The 22863-nt window shown below is 68.3% G+C and carries 22 protein-coding genes, 1 tRNA gene and 1 riboswitch; of the genes, 9 read left to right on the forward strand and 14 right to left on the reverse strand.

Going from position 1 to position 22863, the window contains the following annotated elements:
• Position 1: 1 nt before the first annotated feature.
• The 5 genes from Psi02_RS09400 to Psi02_RS09420 form a co-directional block, all read right to left on the reverse strand.
• The gene (locus tag Psi02_RS09400) at positions 2-997 is read right to left on the reverse strand and encodes a ribonucleotide-diphosphate reductase subunit beta (RefSeq protein WP_203973076.1); all 996 of its coding nucleotides are present in this window, start codon (positions 995-997) and stop codon (positions 2-4) included.
• A 26-nt stretch (positions 998-1023) separates the two neighbouring features.
• Complete coding sequence (locus tag Psi02_RS09405) at positions 1024-3405, reverse strand: ribonucleoside-diphosphate reductase subunit alpha (protein WP_239094751.1); 2382 nt, start codon at positions 3403-3405, stop codon at positions 1024-1026.
• 132 nt (positions 3406-3537) lie between these two features.
• Positions 3538-3805: riboswitch (cobalamin riboswitch) on the reverse strand.
• 148 nt (positions 3806-3953) lie between these two features.
• The gene (locus Psi02_RS09410; RefSeq protein ID WP_203973077.1) at positions 3954-4679 is read right to left on the reverse strand and encodes a DsbA family protein; all 726 of its coding nucleotides are present in this window, start codon (positions 4677-4679) and stop codon (positions 3954-3956) included.
• A gap of 481 nt (positions 4680-5160) precedes the next feature.
• A tRNA-Pro gene (locus Psi02_RS09415) sits at positions 5161-5237 on the reverse strand.
• A 62-nt stretch (positions 5238-5299) separates the two neighbouring features.
• On the reverse strand, positions 5300-6211 hold the full coding sequence (locus Psi02_RS09420) for a metallophosphoesterase (RefSeq protein ID WP_239094771.1): 912 nt from the start codon (positions 6209-6211) through the stop codon (positions 5300-5302).
• 72 nt (positions 6212-6283) lie between these two features.
• Here Psi02_RS09420 and Psi02_RS09425 point away from each other — a divergent pair, with 72 nt between their 5' ends.
• Positions 6284-6739 carry a GatB/YqeY domain-containing protein gene (locus tag Psi02_RS09425; RefSeq protein ID WP_203973079.1) on the forward strand — a complete coding sequence of 152 codons (456 nt, stop codon included), beginning with the start codon at positions 6284-6286 and terminating at the stop codon, positions 6737-6739.
• A gap of 92 nt (positions 6740-6831) precedes the next feature.
• Here the strand turns inward: Psi02_RS09425 and Psi02_RS09430 are convergent, their stop codons facing one another.
• On the reverse strand, positions 6832-9051 hold the full coding sequence (locus Psi02_RS09430) for a transglycosylase domain-containing protein (protein ID WP_203973080.1): 2220 nt from the start codon (positions 9049-9051) through the stop codon (positions 6832-6834).
• Positions 9052-9309: 258 nt separating this feature from the next.
• Between Psi02_RS09430 and Psi02_RS09435 the strand changes: the two genes are divergently transcribed.
• The gene (locus tag Psi02_RS09435) at positions 9310-9606 is read left to right on the forward strand and encodes a WhiB family transcriptional regulator (RefSeq protein ID WP_036326687.1); all 297 of its coding nucleotides are present in this window, start codon (positions 9310-9312) and stop codon (positions 9604-9606) included.
• 235 nt (positions 9607-9841) lie between these two features.
• Here Psi02_RS09435 and bagB read toward each other — a convergent pair whose 3' ends face one another.
• The gene (gene bagB / locus Psi02_RS09440) at positions 9842-10996 is read right to left on the reverse strand and encodes an ATPase BagB (RefSeq protein WP_203973081.1); all 1155 of its coding nucleotides are present in this window, start codon (positions 10994-10996) and stop codon (positions 9842-9844) included.
• 40 nt (positions 10997-11036) lie between these two features.
• Positions 11037-12065 carry an ATPase BagA gene (gene bagA / locus Psi02_RS09445; RefSeq protein WP_239094752.1) on the reverse strand — a complete coding sequence of 343 codons (1029 nt, stop codon included), beginning with the start codon at positions 12063-12065 and terminating at the stop codon, positions 11037-11039.
• Positions 12066-12345: 280 nt separating this feature from the next.
• Between bagA and sp36 the strand changes: the two genes are divergently transcribed.
• From sp36 to Psi02_RS09465, 4 genes are all read left to right on the forward strand, one after another.
• Positions 12346-12498 (forward strand): Sp36 family protein, encoded by a 153-nt coding sequence (gene sp36 / locus Psi02_RS09450; RefSeq protein ID WP_203881737.1) that lies wholly within the window; start codon positions 12346-12348, stop codon positions 12496-12498.
• Positions 12498-12962, forward strand: coding sequence for a RidA family protein (locus Psi02_RS09455; protein WP_203954728.1), 465 nt, complete (start codon positions 12498-12500; stop codon positions 12960-12962). Before sp36 ends, Psi02_RS09455 begins: the two co-directional genes overlap by 1 nt.
• 520 nt (positions 12963-13482) lie before the next feature.
• Positions 13483-14328: an NUDIX hydrolase gene (locus Psi02_RS09460; RefSeq protein WP_203973082.1), complete on the forward strand. Its 846-nt coding sequence runs from the start codon at positions 13483-13485 to the stop codon at positions 14326-14328.
• Complete coding sequence (locus Psi02_RS09465; protein WP_203973083.1) at positions 14325-15116, forward strand: MBL fold metallo-hydrolase; 792 nt, start codon at positions 14325-14327, stop codon at positions 15114-15116. Before Psi02_RS09460 ends, Psi02_RS09465 begins: the two co-directional genes overlap by 4 nt.
• Here Psi02_RS09465 and Psi02_RS09470 read toward each other — a convergent pair.
• The gene (locus Psi02_RS09470) at positions 15113-15793 is read right to left on the reverse strand and encodes a Crp/Fnr family transcriptional regulator (RefSeq protein ID WP_203954726.1); all 681 of its coding nucleotides are present in this window, start codon (positions 15791-15793) and stop codon (positions 15113-15115) included. The genes Psi02_RS09465 and Psi02_RS09470 overlap by 4 nt on opposite strands.
• An 84-nt stretch (positions 15794-15877) precedes the next feature.
• Between Psi02_RS09470 and nth the strand changes: the two genes are divergently transcribed.
• Together nth and Psi02_RS09480 are read left to right on the forward strand one after the other, a co-directional pair.
• Positions 15878-16597: an endonuclease III gene (gene nth / locus Psi02_RS09475; protein WP_203954725.1), complete on the forward strand. Its 720-nt coding sequence runs from the start codon at positions 15878-15880 to the stop codon at positions 16595-16597.
• A 133-nt stretch (positions 16598-16730) separates the two neighbouring features.
• On the forward strand, positions 16731-17378 hold the full coding sequence (locus Psi02_RS09480) for an NUDIX hydrolase (protein ID WP_203973084.1): 648 nt from the start codon (positions 16731-16733) through the stop codon (positions 17376-17378).
• On the opposite strand, the gene Psi02_RS09485 is transcribed toward Psi02_RS09480, so the two are convergent.
• Positions 17325-17957 (reverse strand): HEAT repeat domain-containing protein, encoded by a 633-nt coding sequence (locus tag Psi02_RS09485; protein WP_203973085.1) that lies wholly within the window; start codon positions 17955-17957, stop codon positions 17325-17327. The two genes, Psi02_RS09480 and Psi02_RS09485, sit on opposite strands and share 54 nt — an antisense overlap.
• Before the next feature lie 71 nt (positions 17958-18028).
• Between Psi02_RS09485 and Psi02_RS09490 the strand changes: the two genes are divergently transcribed.
• Positions 18029-19213: a MarP family serine protease gene (locus tag Psi02_RS09490; RefSeq protein WP_203973086.1), complete on the forward strand. Its 1185-nt coding sequence runs from the start codon at positions 18029-18031 to the stop codon at positions 19211-19213.
• A 326-nt stretch (positions 19214-19539) separates the two neighbouring features.
• Here Psi02_RS09490 and Psi02_RS09495 read toward each other — a convergent pair whose 3' ends face one another.
• From Psi02_RS09495 to nhaA, 4 genes are all read right to left on the reverse strand, one after another.
• Complete coding sequence (locus Psi02_RS09495) at positions 19540-20013, reverse strand: DUF309 domain-containing protein (protein WP_203973087.1); 474 nt, start codon at positions 20011-20013, stop codon at positions 19540-19542.
• Positions 20014-20222: 209 nt separating this feature from the next.
• A complete protein-coding gene (locus tag Psi02_RS09500) occupies positions 20223-21143 on the reverse strand; it encodes an alpha/beta fold hydrolase (RefSeq protein WP_203973088.1) in 921 nt (306 codons plus the stop codon).
• Positions 21133-21621, reverse strand: a complete 489-nt coding sequence (locus tag Psi02_RS09505; RefSeq protein ID WP_203973089.1) for a phage holin family protein — start codon at positions 21619-21621, stop codon at positions 21133-21135. Before Psi02_RS09505 ends, Psi02_RS09500 begins: the two co-directional genes overlap by 11 nt.
• A gap of 20 nt (positions 21622-21641) precedes the next feature.
• Complete coding sequence (gene nhaA / locus Psi02_RS09510; RefSeq protein WP_203973090.1) at positions 21642-22844, reverse strand: Na+/H+ antiporter NhaA; 1203 nt, start codon at positions 22842-22844, stop codon at positions 21642-21644.
• Between the last annotated feature and the right edge of the window lie 19 nt (positions 22845-22863).

Here is a 22863-nt window from a genome sequence, read left to right on the forward strand (position 1 = left end):
CTCAGAAATCGTCGTCGAAGCTGACCGTGCCGGTCACCCCGACCTGGTAGGCCGAGACCCGCCGCTCGAAGAAGTTCGACAACTCCTGGACGTCCTGGAGCTCCATGAAGGCGAAGGGGTTCTTCGACCCGTACAACGGCGGGATGTCGAGCTGCGCGAGCCGCCGGTCGGCCACGTGCTCCAGGTAGGTGCGCATGTCCGTCAGCGACAGCCCGGACACGCCCTGCGCGAGCAGGTCCTCGGCGAACTGGACCTCGCAGTCGACCGCCTCGGCGAGCATCTCGCTCACCTGGCGCCGCATGTCGTCGTCGAACAGGTCCGGCTCCTCACGCCGTACGGTCTCGACCACGTCGAAGGCGAAGGCCATGTGCATCGACTCGTCGCGGAACACCCAGTTGGTGCCCGAGGCGAGGCCGTTGAGCAGCCCGCGTGACCGCAGGAAGTACACGTAGGCGAAGGCGCCGTAGAAGAACAAGCCCTCGATGCAGGCCGCGAAGCAGATCAGGTTGAGCAGGAAGGCCCGCCTGTCGTCACGCGTCCGCAGCTCGCGCAGGTTGAAGACCGAGTCGATCCAGCGGAAGCAGAACTCGGCCTTGCGCCGGATGGAGGGGATGTTCTCGATCGCGTCGAAGGCCGCGAACCGCTCCCGCTCGTCGGGCACGTAGGTGTCCAGCAGGTTCAGATAGAACTGGACGTGCACCGCCTCCTCGAACAGCTGGCGCGACAGGTAGAGCCGCCCCTCCGGCGAGTTGACGTGCTGGTAGAGGTTGAGCACCAGGTTGTTGGCCACGATCGTGTCGCCGGTGGCGAAGAAGGCGACCAACCGGCTGATCAGATGCCGTTCCGCCGGTGACAGCCGGGCGAGGTCCTTGAGGTCGGAGTGCAGGTCGACCTCTTCGACCGTCCAGGTGTTCTTGATCGCGTCGCGGAAGCGCTCGAAGAAGTGCGGGTAGCGCATGGGCCGCAACGTCAGGTCCATGCCGGGGTCGAGCAACATCGGGCCCTCCTTGGGATCGGCGGCGGTCACTGGCAGGCCTCGCAGGACTCGGGGTTCTCCAGGGAGCAGGCGACGGCGTCCTCCACGGGAACCGCCGGCCTGGCCACGGCCACCGTGGCCTGCTGGATCCGGGTCGCGGGACGCGAGCGCAGGTAGTAGGTCGTCTTCAGACCCGACTTCCACGCGTGGAGGTACATCGAGCTGAGCTTGCCGATGTTCGGCGCGCTCATGAACAGGTTGAGCGACTGGCTCTGGTCGATGTACGGCGCCCGCGCGGCGGCCAGGTCGATCAGCGCCCGCTGGGGCAGCTCCCATGCCGTGCGGAACAGCTCGCGCAGCTCGGCGGGGAGCGCCTCGATGCCCTGCACCGAGCCCTCCGCCCGCTTGATCGCGTCCCTGATCTCCTGGGTCCACAGGCCGCGGGCCTTGAGCTCGCCCACGAGCGCGGTGTTGATCTGGAGGAACTCGCCGCTGAGCGTCTCGCGCTTGAACAGGTTGGACACCTGCGGCTCGATGCACTCGTAGCACCCGGCGATCGAGGCGATGGTGGCGGTCGGGGCGATCGCGATCAGCAGGGAGTTGCGCACTCCGTGGGCGGCGATCCGCTTCCGCAGCGCCCCCCAGCGTTCGGTCTGCGTCACGGTCACGCCCCACAGGTCGGGCTGCAGGTCGCCCCGGGAAACCCGGGTGCGGTCGTACGCCGGGTGGGCGCCGTACCGCTCGGCCAGATCGGCCGAGGTCTCGAGCGCGGTCAGGTAGATCTCCTCCGCGACGCGCGTCGACAACTCCTTCGCGGCGGGCGAGTCGAACGGCAGGCGCAGCGCGAAGAAGACGTCCTGCAGGCCCATGACGCCGAGTCCGACCGGGCGCCAGCGGGGGTTGCTCGCCGCCGCCTGCTCGCTCGGGTAGTAGTTGATGTCGATCACGCGGTCGAGGAACGTCACGGCGGTGCCCACCGTGGCACGCAGCCGTTCCCAGTCCATCCCGCCGCCGGCCATGTGCGCGGCCAGGTTGATCGAGCCGAGGTTGCACACGGCCGTCTCGGTGTCGCTGGACACCTCGATGATCTCCGTGCACAGGTTGGACAGGTGGACCACGTCGCCCGGTTCCGCGGTCTGGTTGCACAGCCGGTTCGACGCGTCCTTGAAGGTCATCCACCCGTTGCCGGTCTGGGCCAGCGTGCGCATCATCTTGCCGTACAGGTCGCGGGCCTTGACCTGGCGGACGTGGCGGCCCTGCTCCTCGGCCGCGCGGTAGACCGCGTCGAACTCCGCACCCCACAGGTCGGGCAGTTCGGGGACCTCGTCGGGGTCGAACAGCGACCAGATCCCGTCGGCCTCGACCCGGCGCATGAACTCGTCGGGGACCCAGTTGGCCAGGTTGAGGTTGTGCGTGCGCCGGGCGTCCTCGCCCGTGTTGTCCCGCAGTTCGAGGAACTCCTCGATGTCCGGGTGCCACGGCTCCAGGTAGACGCAGGCGGCACCCTTGCGCCGGCCACCCTGGTTGACCGCCGCGACCGACGAGTCGAGCGTGCGCAGGAAGGGGACGATGCCGTTGGACTGGCCGTTGGTGCCGCGGATCAGCGCGCCTCGGGAGCGCACCCTCGACCAGGAGATGCCGATCCCGCCGGCGAACTTCGACAGGTGCGCGACCTGCGCGTACCGCTCGTAGATCGAGCCGAGTTCGTCGCGCGGCGAGTCGACGAGGTAGCACGAGGACATCTGGCTGTGCCGCGTCCCGGAGTTGAACAGGGTCGGCGAGCTGGGCAGATAGGCCAGCGACGACATCAGCCGGTAGAGCTCGATCGCCTCCGCGGGATTGTGGGACAACCCGCAGGCCACCCGGAGCAGCCAGTGTTGCGGGGTCTCCACCACCAGCCGGGTGACCGGGTGCCGCAGCAGGTAGCGGTCGTACACCGTCCGCAGGCCGAAGTACTCGAACCGCAGGTCCCCCCGGGGATCGACGGCGTCGTCGAGTTTGCGGGCGTTGGCCGCGACGAACTCGGCGGTCGCGTCTCCGATGAGCCCTTCCGCGTGGCCGATCCGGATCGCCTGGCTGAAGGAGGCGACGCCCTGGCCGCGCACTTCCTTCTCGATGTATCCCGACAGCAGCCGGGCGGCCAGCCGGGAGTACTGCGGCTCCTCACCGATCATCTCGGCGGCGGTCTGGATCGACAGCCGGTCCAGCTCGTCGGTGGTCGCGCCGTCGTACAACCCACTGATCGTCTTCGTCGCCACCCGCAACGGGTCGACGTCGTTCAGGTCCCCGGCCCAGTGCTCGACCGCTCGGACGATCTTGTTGACGTCGACCGGCTCGGTGGAACCGTTGCGCTTGCGCACCCGCATCTGAACCCGGTGCGGCGTCTCGGTGCCGGCAACCCCTGATGAAACACCCTCTATGACCGTCACAGCTCTCCCCTCGCGACCCTCTGATCGGTGGCCCGATCGGCGCGCAGGGTGGCATACCGGCGCATACGCCCCGAGGCGTGCGCCGGAGCCGTCAGCCGTCCCGCGCGGCCTCGGACCAGCCGCGCACATGTGGTCGTGCGCGGCGCGCTGGCAGGTCTTCGGACTCATGGGCGGCACGGCGGACGCCGCGTTTCCTACTGGCTGTCGCTTCCCGGACCGTCCCCGGCCCGGGCCGGATGGATCCAGTGCATGTGACAACGGTCGTTCCCAATCACCGCTGCGGGGCAGTTCCGGAATTGGCGAAGCTCGCGCGCCGGGCACGCGAGCACGTCCGCACCGGATTCCCTCTTGCCTCGGCCGGCCCTGGACGGGCGGCCGAACCAGCTGCAGGGGACACCATATATAGGGGTCTGGAGAAAGTCACACCCAACATGTCGTGTTGGCGTGTCGTCTGGGTGCTGCCGTGTGGTCGTGTACGGTGGGGTCCCGTCTCCGTGAGGGCACGTGCCGAGCCGTACGGCACGGCGCGGCGGGACCCCACCGCCCGGCTACTTGGTCGCCTGCTGGAGGACGTCGCGAAGGCCGGAGGAGGTCAGCGCGTCGTTGTCGTCGACCTTCTTGCCGTCGAGCAGAAGCGTGGGAGTGCCCTGGATCGACGCCAGTGCCGTCTGCGTCAACTGCTGGACCTGGCCGGCGTAGCGCTGGGACTCCATGCAGGACAGCACAGCCGGGTCGGTGATCTTCGCGTCCGCGGCGAACTTCTTGAGGTCGTCGATCGTCAGGGCGACCTTCTCGTCGGGCTGCTTGGCGAACAGGACGTCATGGAAGGCCAACCAGGAGTTGTTCGGCACGCACTGCGCCGCCGCTGCCGCCCGAAGGGAGCCCTGCGGGTTGACGAAGGCGATCGGGTGGTAGACCACCTTGATCTTGCCTTCGGCGGCGTACTGCTTGATCAGGCCGCCGTTGATGTGCTCGAACTCCTTGCAGATCGGGCACTGGAAGTCCTCGTAGATGTCCAGCACGGGCTTGGTCGCCGCGGGCTGGGCCATGGTGACCGTGCCGGCCTCCTGGACCGTGATCGGAGCGATCGCGCCCGAGAAGGACGTCGGCTTCGTCCTGTTCGCCTGTACGAGGACGCCGGCCACGATGGCGGCGATCACGACCACCGCGATGGACGTGATCACGATGATCCGCCGGCGCTTCTCCTGCTGGGCCTGCCGGATTCGCTCTTCGCGGACCCGCTCACGGGCCGACTGCCGAGCCGCCTTGCTCATGATGCTCCAAATCCTCTAAACCACAGTTCCGACGCTATTGCCGCGATATATGGCCGTATGACCTGTTTGTTGAGATTTAGGCGGTCCATGGACAACCGCGTCCGATAAGACGGGAATGGTGACCACCGGTCCGGCGCAGGGCAGCCCGAAGCGGCCCGGCGCGTACGGCCGGGCGGGGCGAACCAGGTCCATCCACGGGGCGTATGTCCTCCACCGCAGCTCAAAGGCCACGTTGAGGCGAGCCTATAGCTGGAGGCCTTCGGTCAGAGTAAGGGCGGCCGTTTGTCCCGATGGTGAAACGGCTCGTGCCGGCACCGAGACCCACGCCGTGCGCGAGATCTTGCCCCGGGAGTGGTTCCACTGGGAGTGGCGGCAGCCGCAAGATTCGTAACCTCCGACGCCGTAGCCACTCAGTCAGTCACCCAAGAGATGCAAAAGGCCGGTTCCGAAGATCGGAACCGGCCTCTCGGCTGGTACTTCTTGGTCGGGGTGACAGGATTTGAACCTGCGGCCTCTTCGTCCCGAACGAAGCGCGCTACCAAGCTGCGCTACACCCCGACGCGCAGGTCGTCTTGCCCTGCGACTCGGCAAGTCTAGCGGACTTTGTGCGTGCTTGTGCGTCAGCGTGCCGGTCGGCGGGGCACCAAGGTCAACAATGTGGCCTCGGGCGGGCAGGCGAACCTGACCGGGGCGTACGGCGAGGTCCCGAGACCCGCCGACACGTGCAGCCAGGAGCTTTCGTGCCTGCTCAGCCCCTTCACACGTGCCCGGTCGATCCCGCAGTTGGTCACGAGGGCGCCGTAGAACGGGATGCACAACTGGCCGCCGTGTGTGTGGCCCGCGAGTAGCAACTGATACCCGTCCGCCGCGAAACGGGACATGTTCCGGGGCTCGGGAGAGTGCATGACGCCCAGACGGAGATCGGCGTCGGCGGGCGCCTGCCCGGCGATCTCGTCGTACCGGTCCCTGTCGATGTGCGAGTCGTGGATTCCGCCCACGTGGACGTCCAGGTCCGCGACCTTCAACCGGGCGGTGGCGTTGTTCATGTCCACCCAGCCCGCCGTGGTCATGGCGGCCCCCAGTTCCTCCCAAGGGAGGTTCGGGATGTGCTGCCGCGAGTCGTTCTTGGACGTACGCCACAGGTAGCGGGCCGGGTTCTTCGGCCTCGGAGCGTAAAGGTCGTTGGATCCGTAGACGAACAGGCCGGGCCTGTCCAGCAGCGGCTCCACGGCCCGCATGTACGGCCCGATCGAGTCGGGGTGAGCCAGCGTGTCACCCGTGTTGACCACCAGATCGGGCTCCAGGGAGGCCAGCGAGCGCACCCAGTTGATGAGCCTGGAGCGCCCAGGGGTGAGGTGAAGATCAGAGATCTGGAGAATCCTGATCGGGCGCTGCCCGGGAGCGAGCACGGGCACGTCGAACCGTCGAAGGCGGAACCAGTTCCGCTCCACGACGGACGCGTAGCCGAGACCGGCCACACCGAGACCGAGGATGGACAAGGGAATCGCGGTGGCTTTCCTCACACAGCCCATCATGCCCGACCGCTGTCCCCCCTCAGACATAACCTGGCGAGAAGCGGGCCGCTGACACGGCAAGATGGATCCATGAGTGCGTTGAAGGACAAGTTGAAGGCCGATCTCACGACCTCGCTGAAGGCTCGCGACGAGGTACGGCTCCGGACGATCCGGATGGCGCTGGCCGCCATCGGCGTCGAGGAGGTCGCGGGCAAGACGGCGCGGGAGCTCTCGGACGACGAGATCGTCAAGGTCCTCACCCGCGAGGCGAAGAAGCGCAGGGAGGCCTCCGAGGCCTTCGCCAACGCCGGCCGTGCCGAGCAGGCGCAGGCGGAGCTGGACGAGCAGGCCATCCTCGACGAATACCTTCCCGCCCAGCTGTCCGACGAGGAGCTCGGCGCACTGGTCGACGAGGCGATCGCGGAGAGCGGCGCGGCCGGCCCCAAGGCGATGGGGCAGGTCATGAAGGTCCTCAATCCCAAGGTCGCCGGCCGGGCCGAGGGCGGCCGCGTCGCCCAGGCCGTACGTGCCCGCCTCAGCGACTGAGGCCGCCGGCCCACAGGGAAGGGAACCCGTCCCCCTCAGGCCAGGCGGAACAAAGCCCTCCCCGCCACTGGCGGGGAGGGCTTTTCACATCGTCACTGGGCGGGCGGGACGATCGGGGGAGTCACACCGCCATGGCCCGGGCCGCCGGTACCGGGGTCTCCGGGCCCCCCGGGACCCTTGGGGTCCCCGGGCTTGCCCTCCTTCTTCGGCGGCTTGGGAGCGCAGGCGCTCCTACAACCGCCGAACCTCGACATGTCGGGCCGGACGAATGACGTCGGGTCGGTGCCCTTCAGCGCCGCGATCATGGTGGCCTTCCAGATCGGGCCGGGGATCGTCGCGCCGAACACCGAGCCGTACTGATGGCCGTTCATGGTCTCGCCGCTCAGCGGGTACTTGACCGGGCCGCGAGGGTCGCCGAGGCTGACCGCGCCGGACAGGTCCGGGGTGTATCCGGCGAACCAGACGGTCCGTGACTGGTCGCCCGTTCCGGTCTTGCCGGCCGCGTCCCTGCCGGGGATGCCGCCCACTCCGGACATCGTGCCCTTGGTGAACACACCGCTGAGGATGTCACTCGTCGCGTCGGCGATCGCCGGCTCGATGACCCGCTTGCACGACGGCTTGAAGGACGTCGTCTTGCCGTTCCGGTCGATGACGGCGGTGATCGCCATGGGCTTGCAGTACTTCCCGCGCGCCCCGAGCGTGGCGTACGCGGAGGCGACCGTGACCGGGTCCATCTCGTTGGCACCGAGGGTGAAGGTCTGGACCTCGCGGAGCTTCGTACCGTCGGAGCGGGTGATCCCCATGTCCTTGGCGGTCTTGACCACGTTGCAGAGGCCGACCTTCTTCTCCAGCGTCATGAAGAAGGTGTTCACCGATCCCCAGGTGCCGGTCTGGAGGGATTCGAACCCGCCCTCGCCGCCCTCGGAGTTGTGCTGCGCAACGCCCGGGGCCCCGACGCTCTGGCCCTTGCAGTTCTTGAAGTCGGAGTAGGCGTTGGCCTCGAACGTGCCGCCGACCTTGAAGCCGTCGTTGAACTTGAGGCCCTCCTTGAGGGCGGTGACCAGCGTGAACACCTTGAACGTCGACCCGGCCTGGAATCCGGTTCCGCCACCGTGGTCGGAGTTCGCCACGATGTTGTAGGAGATCTCGTTCTTCTTCTTGTTCCGCCCGAACTTGCGACTGGACGCCATCGCCCGGATCGCGCCCGTGCCGGGCTGGATGAGCGCCTCGGACGCCACCGGCTTGTCCGAGGAGTGGACGTACTTCTTGATCGCCTTGTCGGCGGCCTTCTGCATCTTCGGGGTGAGCGTGGTCTTGATGGTCAGGCCGCCGCGGTTGAGGAAGTCCTCACGGGCCTTGGGCGTCTTCCCGAACTGCGGGTTGTTCCTGATCTCGTTGCTGACGTAGAGGCAGAAGTACGGGTAGGTGCTCTCCTCGCACCCGCCCGGGATCGCCACGTCCTTGAAGCCGAGTTTCTTCACCTTGGACTTCGCCGCGTCGTCCGGCGTGATGAGCTTCAACTCGGCCATCCGGTCCAGCACCGTGTTACGTCGCTCGAGAAGCTTCTCGCTGGACGCCTTGCCCCGGTTCGGGTCGGTCGCGTTCGGGTTCTGTACGGCTCCCGCCAGCGTGGCCGCCTCGGTGAGGTTGAGCTGGGAGGCGTGCTTGCCGAAGAACCGCTGAGACGCGGCCTCGATGCCGTACGCGCTCGCGCCGTAGTAGGCGATGTTGAGATACCGGTTGAGGATCTCGTCCTTGGAGTACTTCCGCTCGATGGCCATCGCGAAGCGGATCTCGTTGAGCTTCCGCGAGAAGGTGGGGGCGACGGCGGCGGCCTTGTCCGCGTCGGAGTCGGCCGCGTTGTAGAGGACCTGCTTGACGTACTGCTGGGTGATGGACGAACCGCCCTGGGTCACTCCGCCCGTGGTGAGGTTCTTGACCAGCGCGCGGCTCGTGCCTTCGAGGTCGAGCGCGCCATGCTCGTAGAACCGGAAGTCCTCGATCGCCACGATCGCCTTCTGCATGATCGGCGCGATCTGGTTGAGGGAGACGGATACGCGGTTCTGCCAGTAGAACTGGGCGAACTGCTTGCCGTTGGCGTCGAGGAACGTCGTCTTCTCGGGCAGCGGAGGTTCGGGCAGGTCCTCCGGGGCAAGCCGCAGCGCCTCGGTCGCCGTCTTCACGGTGACACCCGCACCGCCCACGGCCGGCAGGGCGATGGCCGCCGCTATCAGACCGGCCACGCCGGCCGCAGCGATCAGCCGCAGAAGGTTCCAGAACGCCGACGGCCGGCCTTTGCCCTTAGCTTGCACGGATCCAAGAGTACGTGGCAAAGGTCACTCGATCGGCACCAATTGCACCAGCTTGCATTACAGGTTCGCGAGGAGGACTAGTCATTCCCGGCCACATGGCCTGACATGACCATGCGAGAAATTGGTCCCCCCGGGGACTGTCGGTCCGATCGCCTCCTTGCGTACGTTCTCCTCTGCGGCAACTGCAACAAGGAGGCTCGACGCCCGCGCCCGTCGGCCGAAATGACGACTGACCACCTAAGGGGAGTGGGGTCGAACATGTGGATCACGGATTGGACCTCCCGTGCCGCCTGTCGAGGTGCGGATCCTGACGCGCTTTTCGTGCAAGGCGCCGCACAGAACCGGGCGAAGCTGATCTGTCGAGGATGCCCCGTTCGTACCGAGTGCCTCGCCGATGCGCTGGACAATCGCATCGAGTTCGGGGTGTGGGGCGGAATGACCGAGCGGGAACGTAGAGCGCTGCTGAGGCGACGGCCCGACGTCGACTCCTGGCGCGATCTGCTCGAATCAGCCAAGGAAGAGTACGAACGCACCAACGAGTTGATCGCCGGCTGAACCCCGACCGGCTGGGCACCACCGCACACCCTTGCGGAATCTCGGGCCCGAGTCACCATGTCGGGTCAGTCTGATCTCACGGCCGGTACCCCGGCTGTTCGGGTTTCGTGGCAGGCGCTCTCCGCGTCTCCCCCTCCATCCATCACCGATGCCACGCCGTCACCGCGTGGCATGGTGGCCGCGACGAGAAGACCACCGCGTGCGCGTCGAGACGACGCGACACGACGCTACGACGCTACGACGCGAGAAGCCGTCCGATCTGGCGCAGTCCCGCCAGATCGTGGACGTCTTCCGGCATGGCGGGCACCTGGGCGAGCGGCACCGTGGGGTGCGCCGAGGTGAAGTGTTCCTGCTCCCGCTGCTCACGCGCGGCGAGTTGCATGCGATCGGCATGCAGCCGCAACACGGCCACCGTCAGGTCGTGCTCGCCGCGCGTCTCCAGATCCTCGGCGGCGGCGTAACTCCGGGCGGAGGACAGCGTGGAAGCCGATGCCTGGTGCACCCGGTTGACCACCACACCGGCCAGGGGCATGCGGTCGTCGGCCAGCCGTTCGACGAAGTAGGAGGCCTCGCGCATGGCGTCGCGCTCCGGCGCGGCGACGACGAGGAAGGCGGTGCCCGGCGCCTGCAGGAGCCGGTAGGTCTGCTCGGCTCGCTGCCGGAACCCGCCGAAGACCGCGTCGAGGGCCGACACGAAGGTCTGGATGTCCTTCAGCACCTGCGCTCCGAGCACCTTCGTGAGCATGCCCGCGATGATGCCGAATCCTGCGTTGAGCAGCTTGAACGCGCTTCGCCCTCCGGCTTTGGCCGGGGCCGTGAGGATGCGGATCAGCCGTCCGTCGAGGAACCGCCCGAGCCGTTCCGGCGCGTCCAGGAAGTCGAGGGCGGACCGCGACGGCGGGGTGTCGACCACGATCAGGTCCCAGTCGCCCGAACGGCGGAGCTGGCCCAGTTTCTCCATGGCCATGTACTCCTGCGTGCCGGAGAAGCTCGACGACAACGACTGGTAGAACGGGTTGGTCAGGATCTGCTGAGCTCGCTGGGGGTCGGCGTGGGCCTCGATGATCTCGTCGAAGGTCCGCTTCATGTCGAGCATCATCGCGTGCAGTTCGCCGCCGTTCGCCGCGTCGACCCGGTCGGCCGCGCTCCCGTTGCCGGTGATCCGGCGGGGGGTGTTGTCGAGCTCGGTGAGGCCCATGGACTGGGCCAGTCGCCTGGCGGGGTCGACGGTGAGCACCACGACCGCCCGCCCGCGCTCCGCCGCCCGCAGCCCGAGCGCCGCCGCCGTCGTGGTCTTCCCGACGCCCCCCGAGCCGCAGCACACGATGATCCGCGTGGCGTCGTCGTCCAGGATCGCGTCGATGTCCAGCGCGGGGGCGGTCCTGCTCACAGATCAACCTCTTCTGTACGGTCGGTCGAGTATGCGGCCGTCATGCCGCGCCCTGCTCGTTGATGGCCTCGGCGAGCTCGTAGAGGCCGGTGAGGTCCACGCCGTCGGCCAGCAGCGGCAGGTCGTACCGAGGGGCGCCGGCGGTGTCCAGGGTGCCGCGCTCGCGCCTTTCCAGCTCCGTACGGCGGGCATGCTCCGAGACCTCCAGGGCGAGGGCCTCGGCGATCAGGGACGCGTCGGCCTTGCCGTCCGCGAGCCCGGCCGCCTTCAGCCCGAGCGCGAGCTCCGAGAGGTCGAACCGGTCCGCCGCGGCGGCGTCGAGGACGGTGTCCGGCAGGGTCGTCGGCCGGACCATGTTGATGAAGACGCCCCCGACAGGGAGCTTGGCCGTACGCAACTCGGTGATGCCGTCGAGCGTCTCCTGGACGGGCATCTCCTCCAGGAGCGTTACGAAGTGCACGGCCGTCTCGGGCGAGGCGAGGACGCTGCGGACCATGTCGGCGTGGTTCTTGACCGGGCCGACCCGGGCCAGCCCGGCGACCTCCTGGGTGACGTTGAGGAAGCGGGCGATCCTGCCGGTCGGGGGAGCGTCCATGACGATCGCGTCATAGACCCTCCGCCCGGACTTGTCGCGCCGCCGTACGGCCTCGCTGGTCTTGCCCGTGACCAGGACGTCGCGCAGGCCGGGCGCGATGGTCGTGGCAAAGTCGATCATGCCCATCCGGGTGAGCGCCTTGCCCATGCGCTTGATGCCGTAGAACATCTCGAGGTAGTCGAGCATGGCCTCTTCCGGATCGATCGCCAGCGCGTAGACGTCGCCGCCTCCGGGCGCCACAGCGATCTTCCGCTCCTCGTACGGCAGCGGCGGAAGGTCGAAGACCTGGGCGATGCCCTGCCGCCCCTCGACCTCGACGAGCAACACCTTGCGGTTGCCCGAGGCCAGTGCGAGGGCGAGCGCCGCGGCCACCGTGGTCTTGCCGGTGCCGCCCTTCCCGGTCACGACGTGCAGTCGCACGCCTTCCCAGTCGGAGTCACGGGCTGTGCTCTTTCTGCCGGCTGGCTGTCTCACGTCGCCTCCTCCGGCCTGCCTGACGGGGTCGATGCGCGGGCCCCGCCACAGCTGTGCCGGTCGGCCGGCCTGCTCCACTCGCCCACGCTTGGAAGGCTACCCAACGGTCATATGCCGATTCATCTCGCCCGACTTCGTGGTGAACCGCGCAGGATGGCTTGCACGTCGATTTGGCAATACTTGGTCCGGACGGCCGGGGCGATTCGGGTGGCGCCTCATGTGCCCCATGGAACGGCGCAGGCGAGAGCGGCGGGGGCGGCGGCATCGATAGCCTGTGCACATGACCAAGTGGGAGTACGTCACGGTGCCGCTGCTGACGCATGCGACGAAGCAGATCCTGGACAACTGGGGAGAAGACGGCTGGGAGCTCGTCTCGATCGTCCCGGGGCCCAACCCCGAGCAGCTCGTCGCCTACATGAAGCGGCCCAAGTGATGGCGACGCCGGAAGAGCGGATCGCCGACCTCGGGCTCGTGTTGCCCGAGGTCGTGCCCCCGCTGGCCGCCTATGTGCCCGCCGTGCGGACGGGCGACTACGTGTACACCTCGGGCCAGCTGCCGCTGGTCGACGGGAAGCTCGCCGTCACCGGCAAGGTGGGGGCCGAGGTCTCGGCCGACGAGGCGAAGGAGCAGGCCCGTATCTGCGGGCTCAACGCCCTGGCGGCCCTGAAATCGGTCGTCGGAGATCTCTCCAAGATCGCCAGGATTGTGAAGGTCGTCGGGTTCGTCGCCAGCGCGCCGGACTTCACCGGCCAGCCGCAGGTCGTCAACGGCGTGAGCGAGTTCCTGGGAGAGGTCTTCGGGGATGCGGGAAAGCACGCCCGTAGCGCCGTCGGCGTCGCCGTCCTCCCCCTCGACGCCCCCGTAGAAGTCGAGATCATCGCCCAGCTCCACCCCTGACCTTTCCCGCGCGACCGCCACAACCCGCGCGTGATCATGCACACCTTCGGAGAAGGGGCCGCTGACCAGCCCCCTCTCCGGGCGTGATCATGCGCAGGTTCGTGATCAATGGGTCCGAGCTGCGCTGATGCGCTCCGTGATCATGCACACTTTCGTGGTCATGCGGATTGACCTGCGCCGATGTCTTTCGTGATCATGCACGTGGGTCGACCTTGGCCTTATCGGGCGGCGATATGACGATCGTGCGCCGACCGCGTGCATGATCACGAAGCTTGTTTGTGCAGGTGGTCAAGGGCGCGGGCGAATGTGTGCATGATCACGGAGAGTATTCGGCCAGGCCAGGGCACACTTGCGCGAACCTGCGCATGATCACGAAGTGCATCGGCGCAGCTCAGGCGCCTTGATCACGAACCTGTGCATGATCACGCGCGACAGGTGTGCGAGGGGTGTGTGAATGGGGCGGCGGGGTGAATAGCATGAGGTTCCGGAAACCGAGTGATGTTCTGCTAGGAGGACGCACATGGGCATTCCGCTGCCGGGAGAGTTCGGGGAACGCGCGCGAGGCATCCTGGCCGGTCAGATCATCCCCGTCCCCGCCCGTGACGCCGCCACCGTCGTGCTGCTCCGGGACGATCCCCTCGAGGTCTACCTGCTGAAGCGCAAGGCGACGATGGCCTTCGCCGCGGGCGCCTATGTCTTCCCCGGAGGATCGGTCGACCCCCGCGACACCGATCACGCCGTCGGCTGGGCAGGTCCCTCGCCCGCCGAATGGGGTGAGGCGTTCCGGGCCGACGAGCGGACCGCCCGGGGCCTGGTCTGCGCCGCCGTACGGGAGACCTTCGAGGAGTCCGGAGTCCTGCTCGCCGGGCCCGGCCCGGAGACCGTCGTGGCGGACACCACGGGCGACGACTGGGAGGCCGACCGCCTGGCGCTGATCGACCGCACGCTCTCGTTCGCCGAGTTCCTCGACCGCCGCGGGCTCGTGCTGAGGTCCGATCTGCTGAAGGCCTGGGCGCACTGGATCACGCCCGAGATTGAGACCCGGCGATTCGACACGCGATTCTTCGTGGCCGCCCTCCCCGCCGGCCAGCGGACGCGCGACGTCGGCGGCGAGGCGGACGTCGTGGCGTGGATGACCGCGGACACCGCGCTCGCCCGGGCCCGCGCAGGCGAGATCATGCTCATGCCACCGACATTTCATACATTGACCGAGATAGCGGCGTTCGAGAGGATCGACCGCGTGTTCGCGAACGACCAGACGATAACGACCTTCATGCCGTCCGCCAGAGAGCACGACGGTCAGGTCGTGCTGGACGTCCCCGACATCGACTACCGCCTCCCCGACGTGACGCGGGACTCGGCATGAGCGGACTGCGGATCCCGGTCGACGGCCCGGACGGATCGGGTACGGCCGGCGCGACCAGCCTGCTCGCCCCCAACCCTTCGCCGATGACCCTCGACGGCACGAACACGTGGGTCGTCGGACGGTCGGACGACGTGCTGGTCGTCGACCCGGGCCCGGACGACGAGACGCACCTCAAGCGCATAGCCGGTCACCTGGGGGAGCGCAGGGTGACGGCGATCCTGCTCACCCATGGGCATGAGGATCACAGCGGCGGCGCCGGGCGGTTCGCCGAGATGGTGGGCGCGCCGGTCCGCGCGCTCGATCCCCGGCATCGACTGGGTGAAGAAGGACTCGGCGACGGGGACGTGGTCACGGCCGGCGGCACGGAGGTCAGGGTCGTCGGCACGCCGGGGCACTCGTTCGACTCGCTGTGCTTCTGGTTGCCGGAGGACCGGGCGATGCTCACCGGCGACACGATCCTCGGCCGGGGGACCACGGTGATCGCCCACGACGGGGATCTGGGCGACTACCTTCGCAGCCTCGACAGGCTCAGGCGCGGCGCCGAGATGCTGGAGGCCGAGGCGCTGCTTCCCGGTCACGGGCCGGTGCTGCCCGAGCCGATCGGCGTGCTCGACGCCTACATCGCCCACCGGCGTCAGCGGTTGGAGCAGATCCGCGAGGCCATCAGGCAGGGAGCCAAGGACGCCCGCGAGATCGTCGAGATCGTGTACGCCGATGTGGACACGTCACTGTGGCCTGCCGCGGAGATGTCGGTCGCGGCCCAGCTCAACTACCTCAAGACGCTCTAGCGCGAGCGGTTGAAGAGCCGCTCCCTGTCCATGATCACGACGGCCTTGGCCTCGATGCGCAGCCAGCCTCGCTGGGCGAAGTCGGCCAGAGCCTTGTTGACCGTCTCCCGTGAGGCGCCCACAAGCTGGGCCAGTTCCTCCTGGGTGAGGTCGTGGTGCACCCGGATGCCGTCGTCGGTCTTCTTCCCGAAACGGTCGGCCAGATCGAGCAGTTGCTTGGCGACACGGCCGGGAACGTCGGTGAAGACCAGGTCGGCCAGCACGTCGTTGGTACGGCGGAGCCGCTGCGCGAGAGCGCGCAACAGATGGAGGGCCACCTCGGGACGGCCGGTCAGCCATGGGCGCAGATCGTCGTGCCCCAGCCCGGCGAGCCGGACGTCGGTCAACGCGATCGCGGACGCCGTACGAGGGCGAGGGTCGAAGAGGGAGAGTTCGCCGAACATCTCACCCGGGCCGAGGACGCTCAACAGGTTCTCGCGGCCGTCGGGGGCTGTTCGCGCTAACTTGATCTTGCCCTCGAGCACCACGTAGAGCCGGTCGCCCGTCTCGTTCTCGCTGAAGAGGGTGCGGCCCTTGGGCAGCTCGACCTCGGTGACGCTGGTCCGCAGCGCCGCGGCGCTCTCACGGTCGAGCGCGGAGAACAGGGGAGCCTTGCTCAGTACTTCTTCGGTGCTCACGGTGCCTCCTTTACTGTGGTTCGCGCTCGGTCGTCGGCTCCGTGCTAGCCATTGTGACCCACGCCTTCCGCATAGGCTTACGGGGTGTCCCGCAAAGTCCCATCGGTTGTCGAGTCCCGGCTCGCTCTGGTGCGTCGTGCCCGGCGGATCAATCGAATCCTGGCCGAAACCTATCCTGACGCTCATTGCGAGCTCGACTTCGGCAACCCCCTTGAACTGCTGGTCGCCACGATCCTCTCGGCGCAGTGTACGGACAAAAGGGTAAATATGGTTACTCCGGTACTTTTTGCGAAGTATCGGACAGCTGCCGAGTTCGCCGCCGCCGACCGGGCGGAGCTCGAGGGGATCATCAAATCAACCGGGTTCTTCCGGGCGAAGACGAACAGCATCATCGGCATGGCCCAGGCCCTCTGTGAACGGCACGAAGGAGAGGTTCCCTCCACCCTCGCCGAGCTGGTCAAGCTGCCGGGGGTCGGCCGCAAGACCGCGAACGTGGTCCTCGGCAACGCCTTCAACGTTCCGGGGATCACCGTGGACACCCACTTCCAGCGGCTGTCCCGCCGCTTCGGCTGGACCACGGAGACCGATCCCGTGAAGATCGAGCACGAGGTCGGGGACCTCATCCCCAAGTCCCAGTGGACGATGTTGTCCCATCGGCTGATCTGGCACGGCCGCCGGATCTGCCAGGCGCGCAAGCCCGCCTGCGGCGCCTGCCCGCTCGCCGCCCTCTGCCCGTCGTACGGCACCGGCCCCACCGATCCCGAGGAGGCCGGGAAGCTGGTCAAGTCCGGTCCGTTCTCGTGACTCGGGGCGGTCGACTACGGCGCCGCGCACGATTTCCCCTCAGCGGGAAGCCTGAGCGCCCCGGGATGGTTGTACGGCAGGCTGGTCGGCTCAGGCCCCCGAGGGGCCGAGCCAGCGCTCATCGGAGGTACACGTGGTTCCCGGCTGGTTGACCGACTTGGCGGCGGGAGCCGTACGGACCCGGGTGCCTGCCGCGTTGCGGCCGCCCGCCAACGGAGACGGCCGGCGCGCGGCGGTGCTGCTGCTCTTCGGCGAGGGGCCGGAGGGGCCGGACGTCCTGCTCATCCAGCGCAGCTCCAAGGGCCGTGTGCACGCCGGGCAGCCCGCGTTCCCCGGTGGCGGTCTCGACCCCGAAGACGACGGCCCGATCGGCGCCGCTCTGCGTGAGGCCGAGGAGGAGACCGGTCTCGACCCGCGAGGCGTCGAGGTGGTCGGCACCATGTCCGAGTTGTACGTGTCGCGGAGCGACAACCGGGTGACGCCGGTGCTGGCCTGGTGGCACACGCCCTGTGCCGTGCACGCCGCCTCGCCGGACGAGGTGGAGGCGGTGGAGCGGATCCCCGTCGCCGAACTCGTCGATCCGGCCAACCGGCTCCAGCTCCGCTATCCCGCCGGAGCCGTGTCGCACCCCGCATTCCGCGTGCGCGGTCTGCTGGTGTGGGGATTCACCGCGGGAGTTCTCGACGGCGTCTTGTCCGCGGCGGGATTCGAGCAGCCGTGGGACAGGTCACGGATCGAGGATCTGCCTCCCGAAGTCCTTGACCTGGCCTCCCGAGGTTAGCGTCAGGCCGAGCATCGCCCAGTCGGCGACGTCCTCGTCCGTGTCCGACGTCAGGCGCCGCAGCGCGGAGAGCCCGGTCGGGTCGGGGGGATCACCGATGACGTTGGGCAACGCGTAGGCCGCGCCGTACCGGACCACGGGATCGTCGCTCCCCGAGAGTTCGATCACGGACGGCAGGGCGCGCACGTCGCGCAGGTGCCCGAACGCGATCAGCACCGAATAGAGCACATGGGAATCGCTCTCGCTCACGGCGAGATAGCGCAGGACGGGCAGGGTCCTGTCGGCGAACGGGCGGTCACGGCCGAGTTCCCCGAGGATGTCCACGCCGAGCACGCGCTCGCCGGCGGACGCGCTCGCACACAGCCGCCTGGCCACGGTGAACGTCTCCAGATCCCCTCGTGCCTGCAGCGCGGTGATGGCCTGCCATCGGGCGGCCCCGTCCGGGTCCTTGTCGTCGAGCGCCATCCGGATGAGCTCGTCGACACCGGATCCGTGATCGCCGGTCGGCCCCGCAGATCCCTGCCGGGCCTGCTCACGCCGGGTTTCGCCGCCGGCGGATCGTCCGTCCCCTGCCTCCATGACGTCACGATATCGAGCAGACCTGTGGGACGCCTGCACGATGAGGGTCGCGGCTGGATACCGTTGAAACTGTGCGCGGTGATCTCCTGGATCTCATACTGATCGGCCTCGTGGTGGCCTTTGCCGTATCCGGTTATCGGCAGGGCTTCATCATCGGGGCCTTCAGCTTCATCGGATTCGTCGGCGGCGCCCTCCTTGGGATGTTCGTCGCGCCGCCTATCGCGGGCGCCATCCTGAGCGGCGACATCGAGAGGGCGCTGCTGGCCATCGTGATCGTGTTCTTGGCGGCGACGGTGGGGCAGTTCGCGTCGTCCACGGTCGGGGCGGTGGTGCGCAGCCACGTGGCCTGGGAGCCCGCGAAGACGGTGGACGCCTTCGGCGGCTCGGTGGCCAGCGGCCTGTCCGTCCTGCTCATCGCGTGGCTGCTCGGGTCGCTGATGGTCTCGATGAGCCTCGCCGTGATCAAGGACCAGGTCAACGGATCGGTGGTTTGGCAGACGGTCGACGATGCCATTCCGAGTGGGGTCCGGGCGCTGCAGAAGCCGTTCAGGGACTTCGTCGACTCCTCCGAGTGGCCCCAGGTGATCACCTCCATCGGCGGCCAGAACGTCGCGCCTCCCGACGAAGGGGTGCTGACCGGCAGCCCCAACCTCACCCGGGCTCGCAAGTCCATCGTGAAGGTGCAGGGCACCGCACCTTCCTGCCGCAAGCGCATCGAGGGCACCGGATTCGTCTACGCGGCTCACAAGATCATGACCAACGCCCACGTGGTCGCAGGGGTGACGCGGGATCTCCGGGTCACCGACTCCACGGGGGCGGGACACGACGCCCGTGTGGTGCTCTACAACCCCGACAGGGACATCGCCATCCTCGACGTGCCCGACCTTCAGGTGCAGCCCCTCCGCTTCGACTACTCGGCCGAGAGCCGCGACAACGCGGTCATCGCCGGCTACCCCAAGGGGCACGGGTTCACCCCCCTGGCCGCGAGGATCAGGGTCAAGCAGCGGGCGGAGTCGTACGACATCTACAACCACCGGAAGGTCGACCGGGAGGTGTACGCGATCCGGGGCAAGGTCCAGCCGGGCAACTCGGGAGGCCCGCTGCTCAGCCCGGACGGCAAGGTGTTCGGCGTGATCTTCGCGGCGGCCACCGACCAGCCGGAGACGGGCTACGCGCTCACGGCCGAGGAGGTCCTTCCCGACGCCGAGGACGGCAGCGCCGCGGTAGCCCGCGTAGGCACCCAGGAATGCGACTGACCCCCCAGGCGTGATCGCCCTCAGGCGCGGGTCAGGCGTGATGCCGTCAGGCGTGCGTTGGGCGTGATGCCGTCAGGCGTGATCATGCGCAGGTTCGTGGAAAGGCGGCCTGACCTGGCCACCCTTTGGGCGTGATCATGCACAGGTTCGGAAAGTGCCGTCCCGACCTGCGAAAACCCCCTCCGTGATCATGCGCGGGTTCGGGAAAACATCGCATCACCTGCGAAGACGCCATTCGTGATCATGCACGGATTCGGCCAACCTGGGCCAGGCCTGGCCGGATCCAACGCGTGATCATGCACGCCGTCGGGCCCTTGGGCCCAACCTCAGCCCAGATGCCCCACGATGCGGGAAATCGCGATGTCCGCGTCGGAGGTGCCCGAGTCGATCTCAACGATGATCTGATCGGCGGCCAACGTCATCGCCCGGAGGTCCAGGTCGAACGGCCTGCGAGAGCCGTACGAGCCGAGACGGGCGGCTCCACGGGCCAGGAGGGAGACGGCTCCGGACGGGTTGCCGCGCTGAATATGGGTCAAGCCAACACATATCTGGGCGAGTCCCTGCCAGAGCTCTCGCTCGTCGGCGGGGCCGGTCTTCCATCGCGCCTCCAGCACTTCATGTGCGTGGAACGGGCGGCCGGTCTCGAGGAACCGGCGCGCCTCGCGGAGCGCTTGCTGTGCATCCGGGGTGTAGTCGTCCGGAACGCGCGGCACACCTTCCGTGCCGTACGGCAGGGGCCTGCCGTAGTCGTCCCGGGGTCGGGAGCTGCGTGGTCTGCCTGCTTCATCACGGTCGCGCATGTCTTCTCCGCATCGCATGATCACGAACAGTGTTCAGCCTGCTCATGGTTATTGATCGAGAACTCTTGCATGATCACGGAGGGGGTTTTCGCAGGTCGGGACGGCACTTGCCGAACCTGTGCATGATCACGATCGGAGAGCGGCCAGGTCAGGTGGCCTTTCCACGAACTTGTGCATGATCACGCCCAAGGGGGAGTGGGGCTTGGGGGTCATCGGTCGGGTTCGGGGTCGGTGAGCCAGGAGATCAATTCGGCGTCGAACTGGTCCGGCCGTTCCTCGTGGGGGAAGTGCCCGGCCCCCTCGATCTGTCTCCACCGGTACGGCGCGGCGACGTACCTGCTGGAGCCCTGGGCGGTCCGGGGGAGCACGCACGTGTCGAGGGCGCCGTGCAGTTGCAGGGTGGGCGCCTCGATCTCCGTCCGCATCTGCCTGGCGTAGCGCAGCCCGTCGGGCCGGAGCGTTGAACGCCCGAACCAGCGGTGGTACTCCAGAGCCGAGTGGGCGACTCCCGGAATGCGGAACGCGTCCTGGTACGTGCGTCTCACGTCGCCCGGCGGCCACTCCGGGCCCGCCCAGGCGTCGATCAGCCGCCCCACGAGCGCGCCCCCGTCGGCCGTCAGCCGCCGCTCGGGCACGATCGGGACCTGGAACCCCAAGGCGTGCCCGCTGGCCCGTATCTGCCCGAAGAAGTCGGTCAGCAAGGCCGCACGCATCCGCAGGGGGTGCGGAGCGGCCACGGGGACCAGGCGGCGCACCGCCTTCGGGTCGAGCACGCTCATCGTCCAGGCGAGCAGCCCGCCCCAGTCGTGGCCCACCACCACGGCCCCCGTCTCGCCGAGCGCGCGGATCAGGCCGGCGGCGTCCACGGCGAGCGTGGGCAGGTCGTAACCGCGAGGAGGCTTGTCGCTCGCGCCGTACCCCCGGAGATCGACCGCGACGGCGCGATAACCGGCGGCGGGCAGGGACGCGAGTTGATGCCGCCAGGTCCACCAGAACTGGGGGAAGCCGTGGAGGAGTAGCACCAGCGGCCCCTCACCCGCCTCCACGACGTGGAACCGGGTGCCCCCGGCGTGGACGTCGCGGTGGGTCCACGGGCCATCGACCCGGACCACGGACTCGTCAAGTGCCATCGCTGATGGACTCCCGGTGTGCGCCGACCTGTCCGGCGGTGGGGCCGGTGTACGGGGGAGGAGGAGAGGGCTTGGACGTCGCGGGGGCGGTCGCGGGCGCCGAGTCGTCCTCTGGGGTGCTCGCGAGGCCCTTCAGCGACCGGGCGGTGCGCTTCATCCCCGACAGGCCCTTGAGACGGCGGTACCCGATGAAGCTCAGCCCGATGGCGACCACGAGGTAGAAGACCGTGACGATGAGAAACGCGGCCCACGTCCACATCCCGAGCGCGACCAGGCCGTACGCGATGGTGAACGAGGCCAGGATCAGGCACAGATGCGCGATGAAGGCGGCGGCCCCGAACAGCCCGGCGGCCATGCCGACCCGCTTCGCGTCGAACTTGAGCTCGGCCTTGGCCAGCTCGATCTCCGAACGGACGAGGGTCGAGATTTGATGGCTGGCCTGAGCGACCAGCGCGCCGAGCGATTCGTCCTCGGGCATCAGCGATCTCCTATCTGCGTCTACAGAACATCATGTCGTGTTCGCGCCTGTACGCGCACGTGAAGAAGGGCGGCGGCGAGCGCTGCGGCGATCAGGCTGGCGATCAGCACCGCCGTGCTCACGCGATCGGAGCCCGGATACGCCCGGTCGCCGATCAACAGCGAGACCGTGAAACCGATCCCGGCGAGGACGGACACCGCCGTGAGATCGTGCCAGCGCAGGTCGTCGCTGATCCTCGCGAACCCGAGACGCACCGACAGCCAGGCCCCGCCGAGCACCCCGGCGAACTTGCCGACGACCAGCCCGACGACGACGCCGAGGGCGATCCTGTCAGTGAAGACCGAGCCGAGTGACGCCGGGTCCAGCTTCACGCCCGCGGCGAGGAACGCGAACACGGGCACCGCGAGACCGGCCGAGAGGGGACGTGTGAAGTGGGCGGCACGTGCGGCGGGAGAGGGCCGGCCGTCCGTTTCGCTGTCGGTCCTGGTCAGCAGCCCGCACAACACCCCGGCGACCGTCGCGTGCACACCGCTCTCGTGCATGAGCGCCCAGGCGGCCACGCCGAGCACCACATAGACGACCACGTGGCGGAACCGCCGCCGCTGGAGGAACCAGTACAGGGCGAGGACGGCCGCGGCCCCCAGCAGCGGCAGAAGGCGCACCCTGTCGCTGTAGAACAGGGCGATCACGGTGATCGCCCCGAGATCGTCCACCACGGCCAGCGTGAGGAGGAAGGCGCGCAGCGCGGCGGGCATCGCCGAAGCCGTCACGGCGAGCACGGCCAGGGCGAACGCGATGTCGGTGGCCGTCGGGATCGCCCACCCTCGGGCGGCGCCTGGAGCGCCCCAGCTCACCGCCAGATAGAACAGCGCCGGTACGGCCATGCCCGCGAAAGCGGCGATCACCGGCAGGGCGGCGCGTTTGAGGCTCGTCAGCTCCCCATGGACGAGCTCTTCTTTGACCTCGATGCCGGCGACGAAGAAGAAGATCGCGAGCAGGCCCTCCGCGGACCACTCGTAGAGCGTCAGGTCCATCGGGCCGACGACGGCATTCCTGAGGGCGTCGTACGAAGGGCCCCACGGGGAGTTCGCCCAGACCAGCGCCATGGCGGTGGCGGCCAGGACCACGACGCCGCCGATGGTCTCCGCCCGCAGCGCCTCGGCCATCCGCTGGGCGTACCCGGCGGCGGATCTGGGCGGCCGTCCCTCGGTGGGTCGGTCCATTGTCTCTCCCACGGATCGG

Source organism: Planotetraspora silvatica, assembly GCF_016863315.1.
Classification (GTDB): Bacteria; Actinomycetota; Actinomycetes; order Streptosporangiales; family Streptosporangiaceae; genus Planotetraspora; species Planotetraspora silvatica.

Excerpts from the sequence above, each read along its gene's own strand:
- Psi02_RS09400 (WP_203973076.1), bottom strand. The coding sequence starts at position 997 with ATGTTGCTCGACCCCGGCATGGACCTGACGTTGCGGCCCATGCGCTAC.
- Psi02_RS09410 (WP_203973077.1), bottom strand. The coding sequence starts at position 4,679 with ATGAGCAAGGCGGCTCGGCAGTCGGCCCGTGAGCGGGTCCGCGAAGAG.
- Psi02_RS09420 (WP_239094771.1), bottom strand. The coding sequence starts at position 6,211 with ATGGGCTGTGTGAGGAAAGCCACCGCGATTCCCTTGTCCATCCTCGGT.
- Psi02_RS09425 (WP_203973079.1), top strand. The coding sequence starts at position 6,284 with ATGAGTGCGTTGAAGGACAAGTTGAAGGCCGATCTCACGACCTCGCTG.
- Psi02_RS09435 (WP_036326687.1), top strand. The coding sequence starts at position 9,310 with ATGTGGATCACGGATTGGACCTCCCGTGCCGCCTGTCGAGGTGCGGAT.
- sp36 (WP_203881737.1), top strand. The coding sequence starts at position 12,346 with ATGACCAAGTGGGAGTACGTCACGGTGCCGCTGCTGACGCATGCGACG.
- Psi02_RS09455 (WP_203954728.1), top strand. The coding sequence starts at position 12,498 with ATGGCGACGCCGGAAGAGCGGATCGCCGACCTCGGGCTCGTGTTGCCC.
- Psi02_RS09460 (WP_203973082.1), top strand. The coding sequence starts at position 13,483 with ATGGGCATTCCGCTGCCGGGAGAGTTCGGGGAACGCGCGCGAGGCATC.
- Psi02_RS09465 (WP_203973083.1), top strand. The coding sequence starts at position 14,325 with ATGAGCGGACTGCGGATCCCGGTCGACGGCCCGGACGGATCGGGTACG.
- Psi02_RS09485 (WP_203973085.1), bottom strand. The coding sequence starts at position 17,957 with ATGGAGGCAGGGGACGGACGATCCGCCGGCGGCGAAACCCGGCGTGAG.
- Psi02_RS09495 (WP_203973087.1), bottom strand. The coding sequence starts at position 20,013 with ATGCGCGACCGTGATGAAGCAGGCAGACCACGCAGCTCCCGACCCCGG.
- Psi02_RS09500 (WP_203973088.1), bottom strand. The coding sequence starts at position 21,143 with ATGGCACTTGACGAGTCCGTGGTCCGGGTCGATGGCCCGTGGACCCAC.
- Psi02_RS09505 (WP_203973089.1), bottom strand. The coding sequence starts at position 21,621 with ATGCCCGAGGACGAATCGCTCGGCGCGCTGGTCGCTCAGGCCAGCCAT.
- nhaA (WP_203973090.1), bottom strand. The coding sequence starts at position 22,844 with ATGGACCGACCCACCGAGGGACGGCCGCCCAGATCCGCCGCCGGGTAC.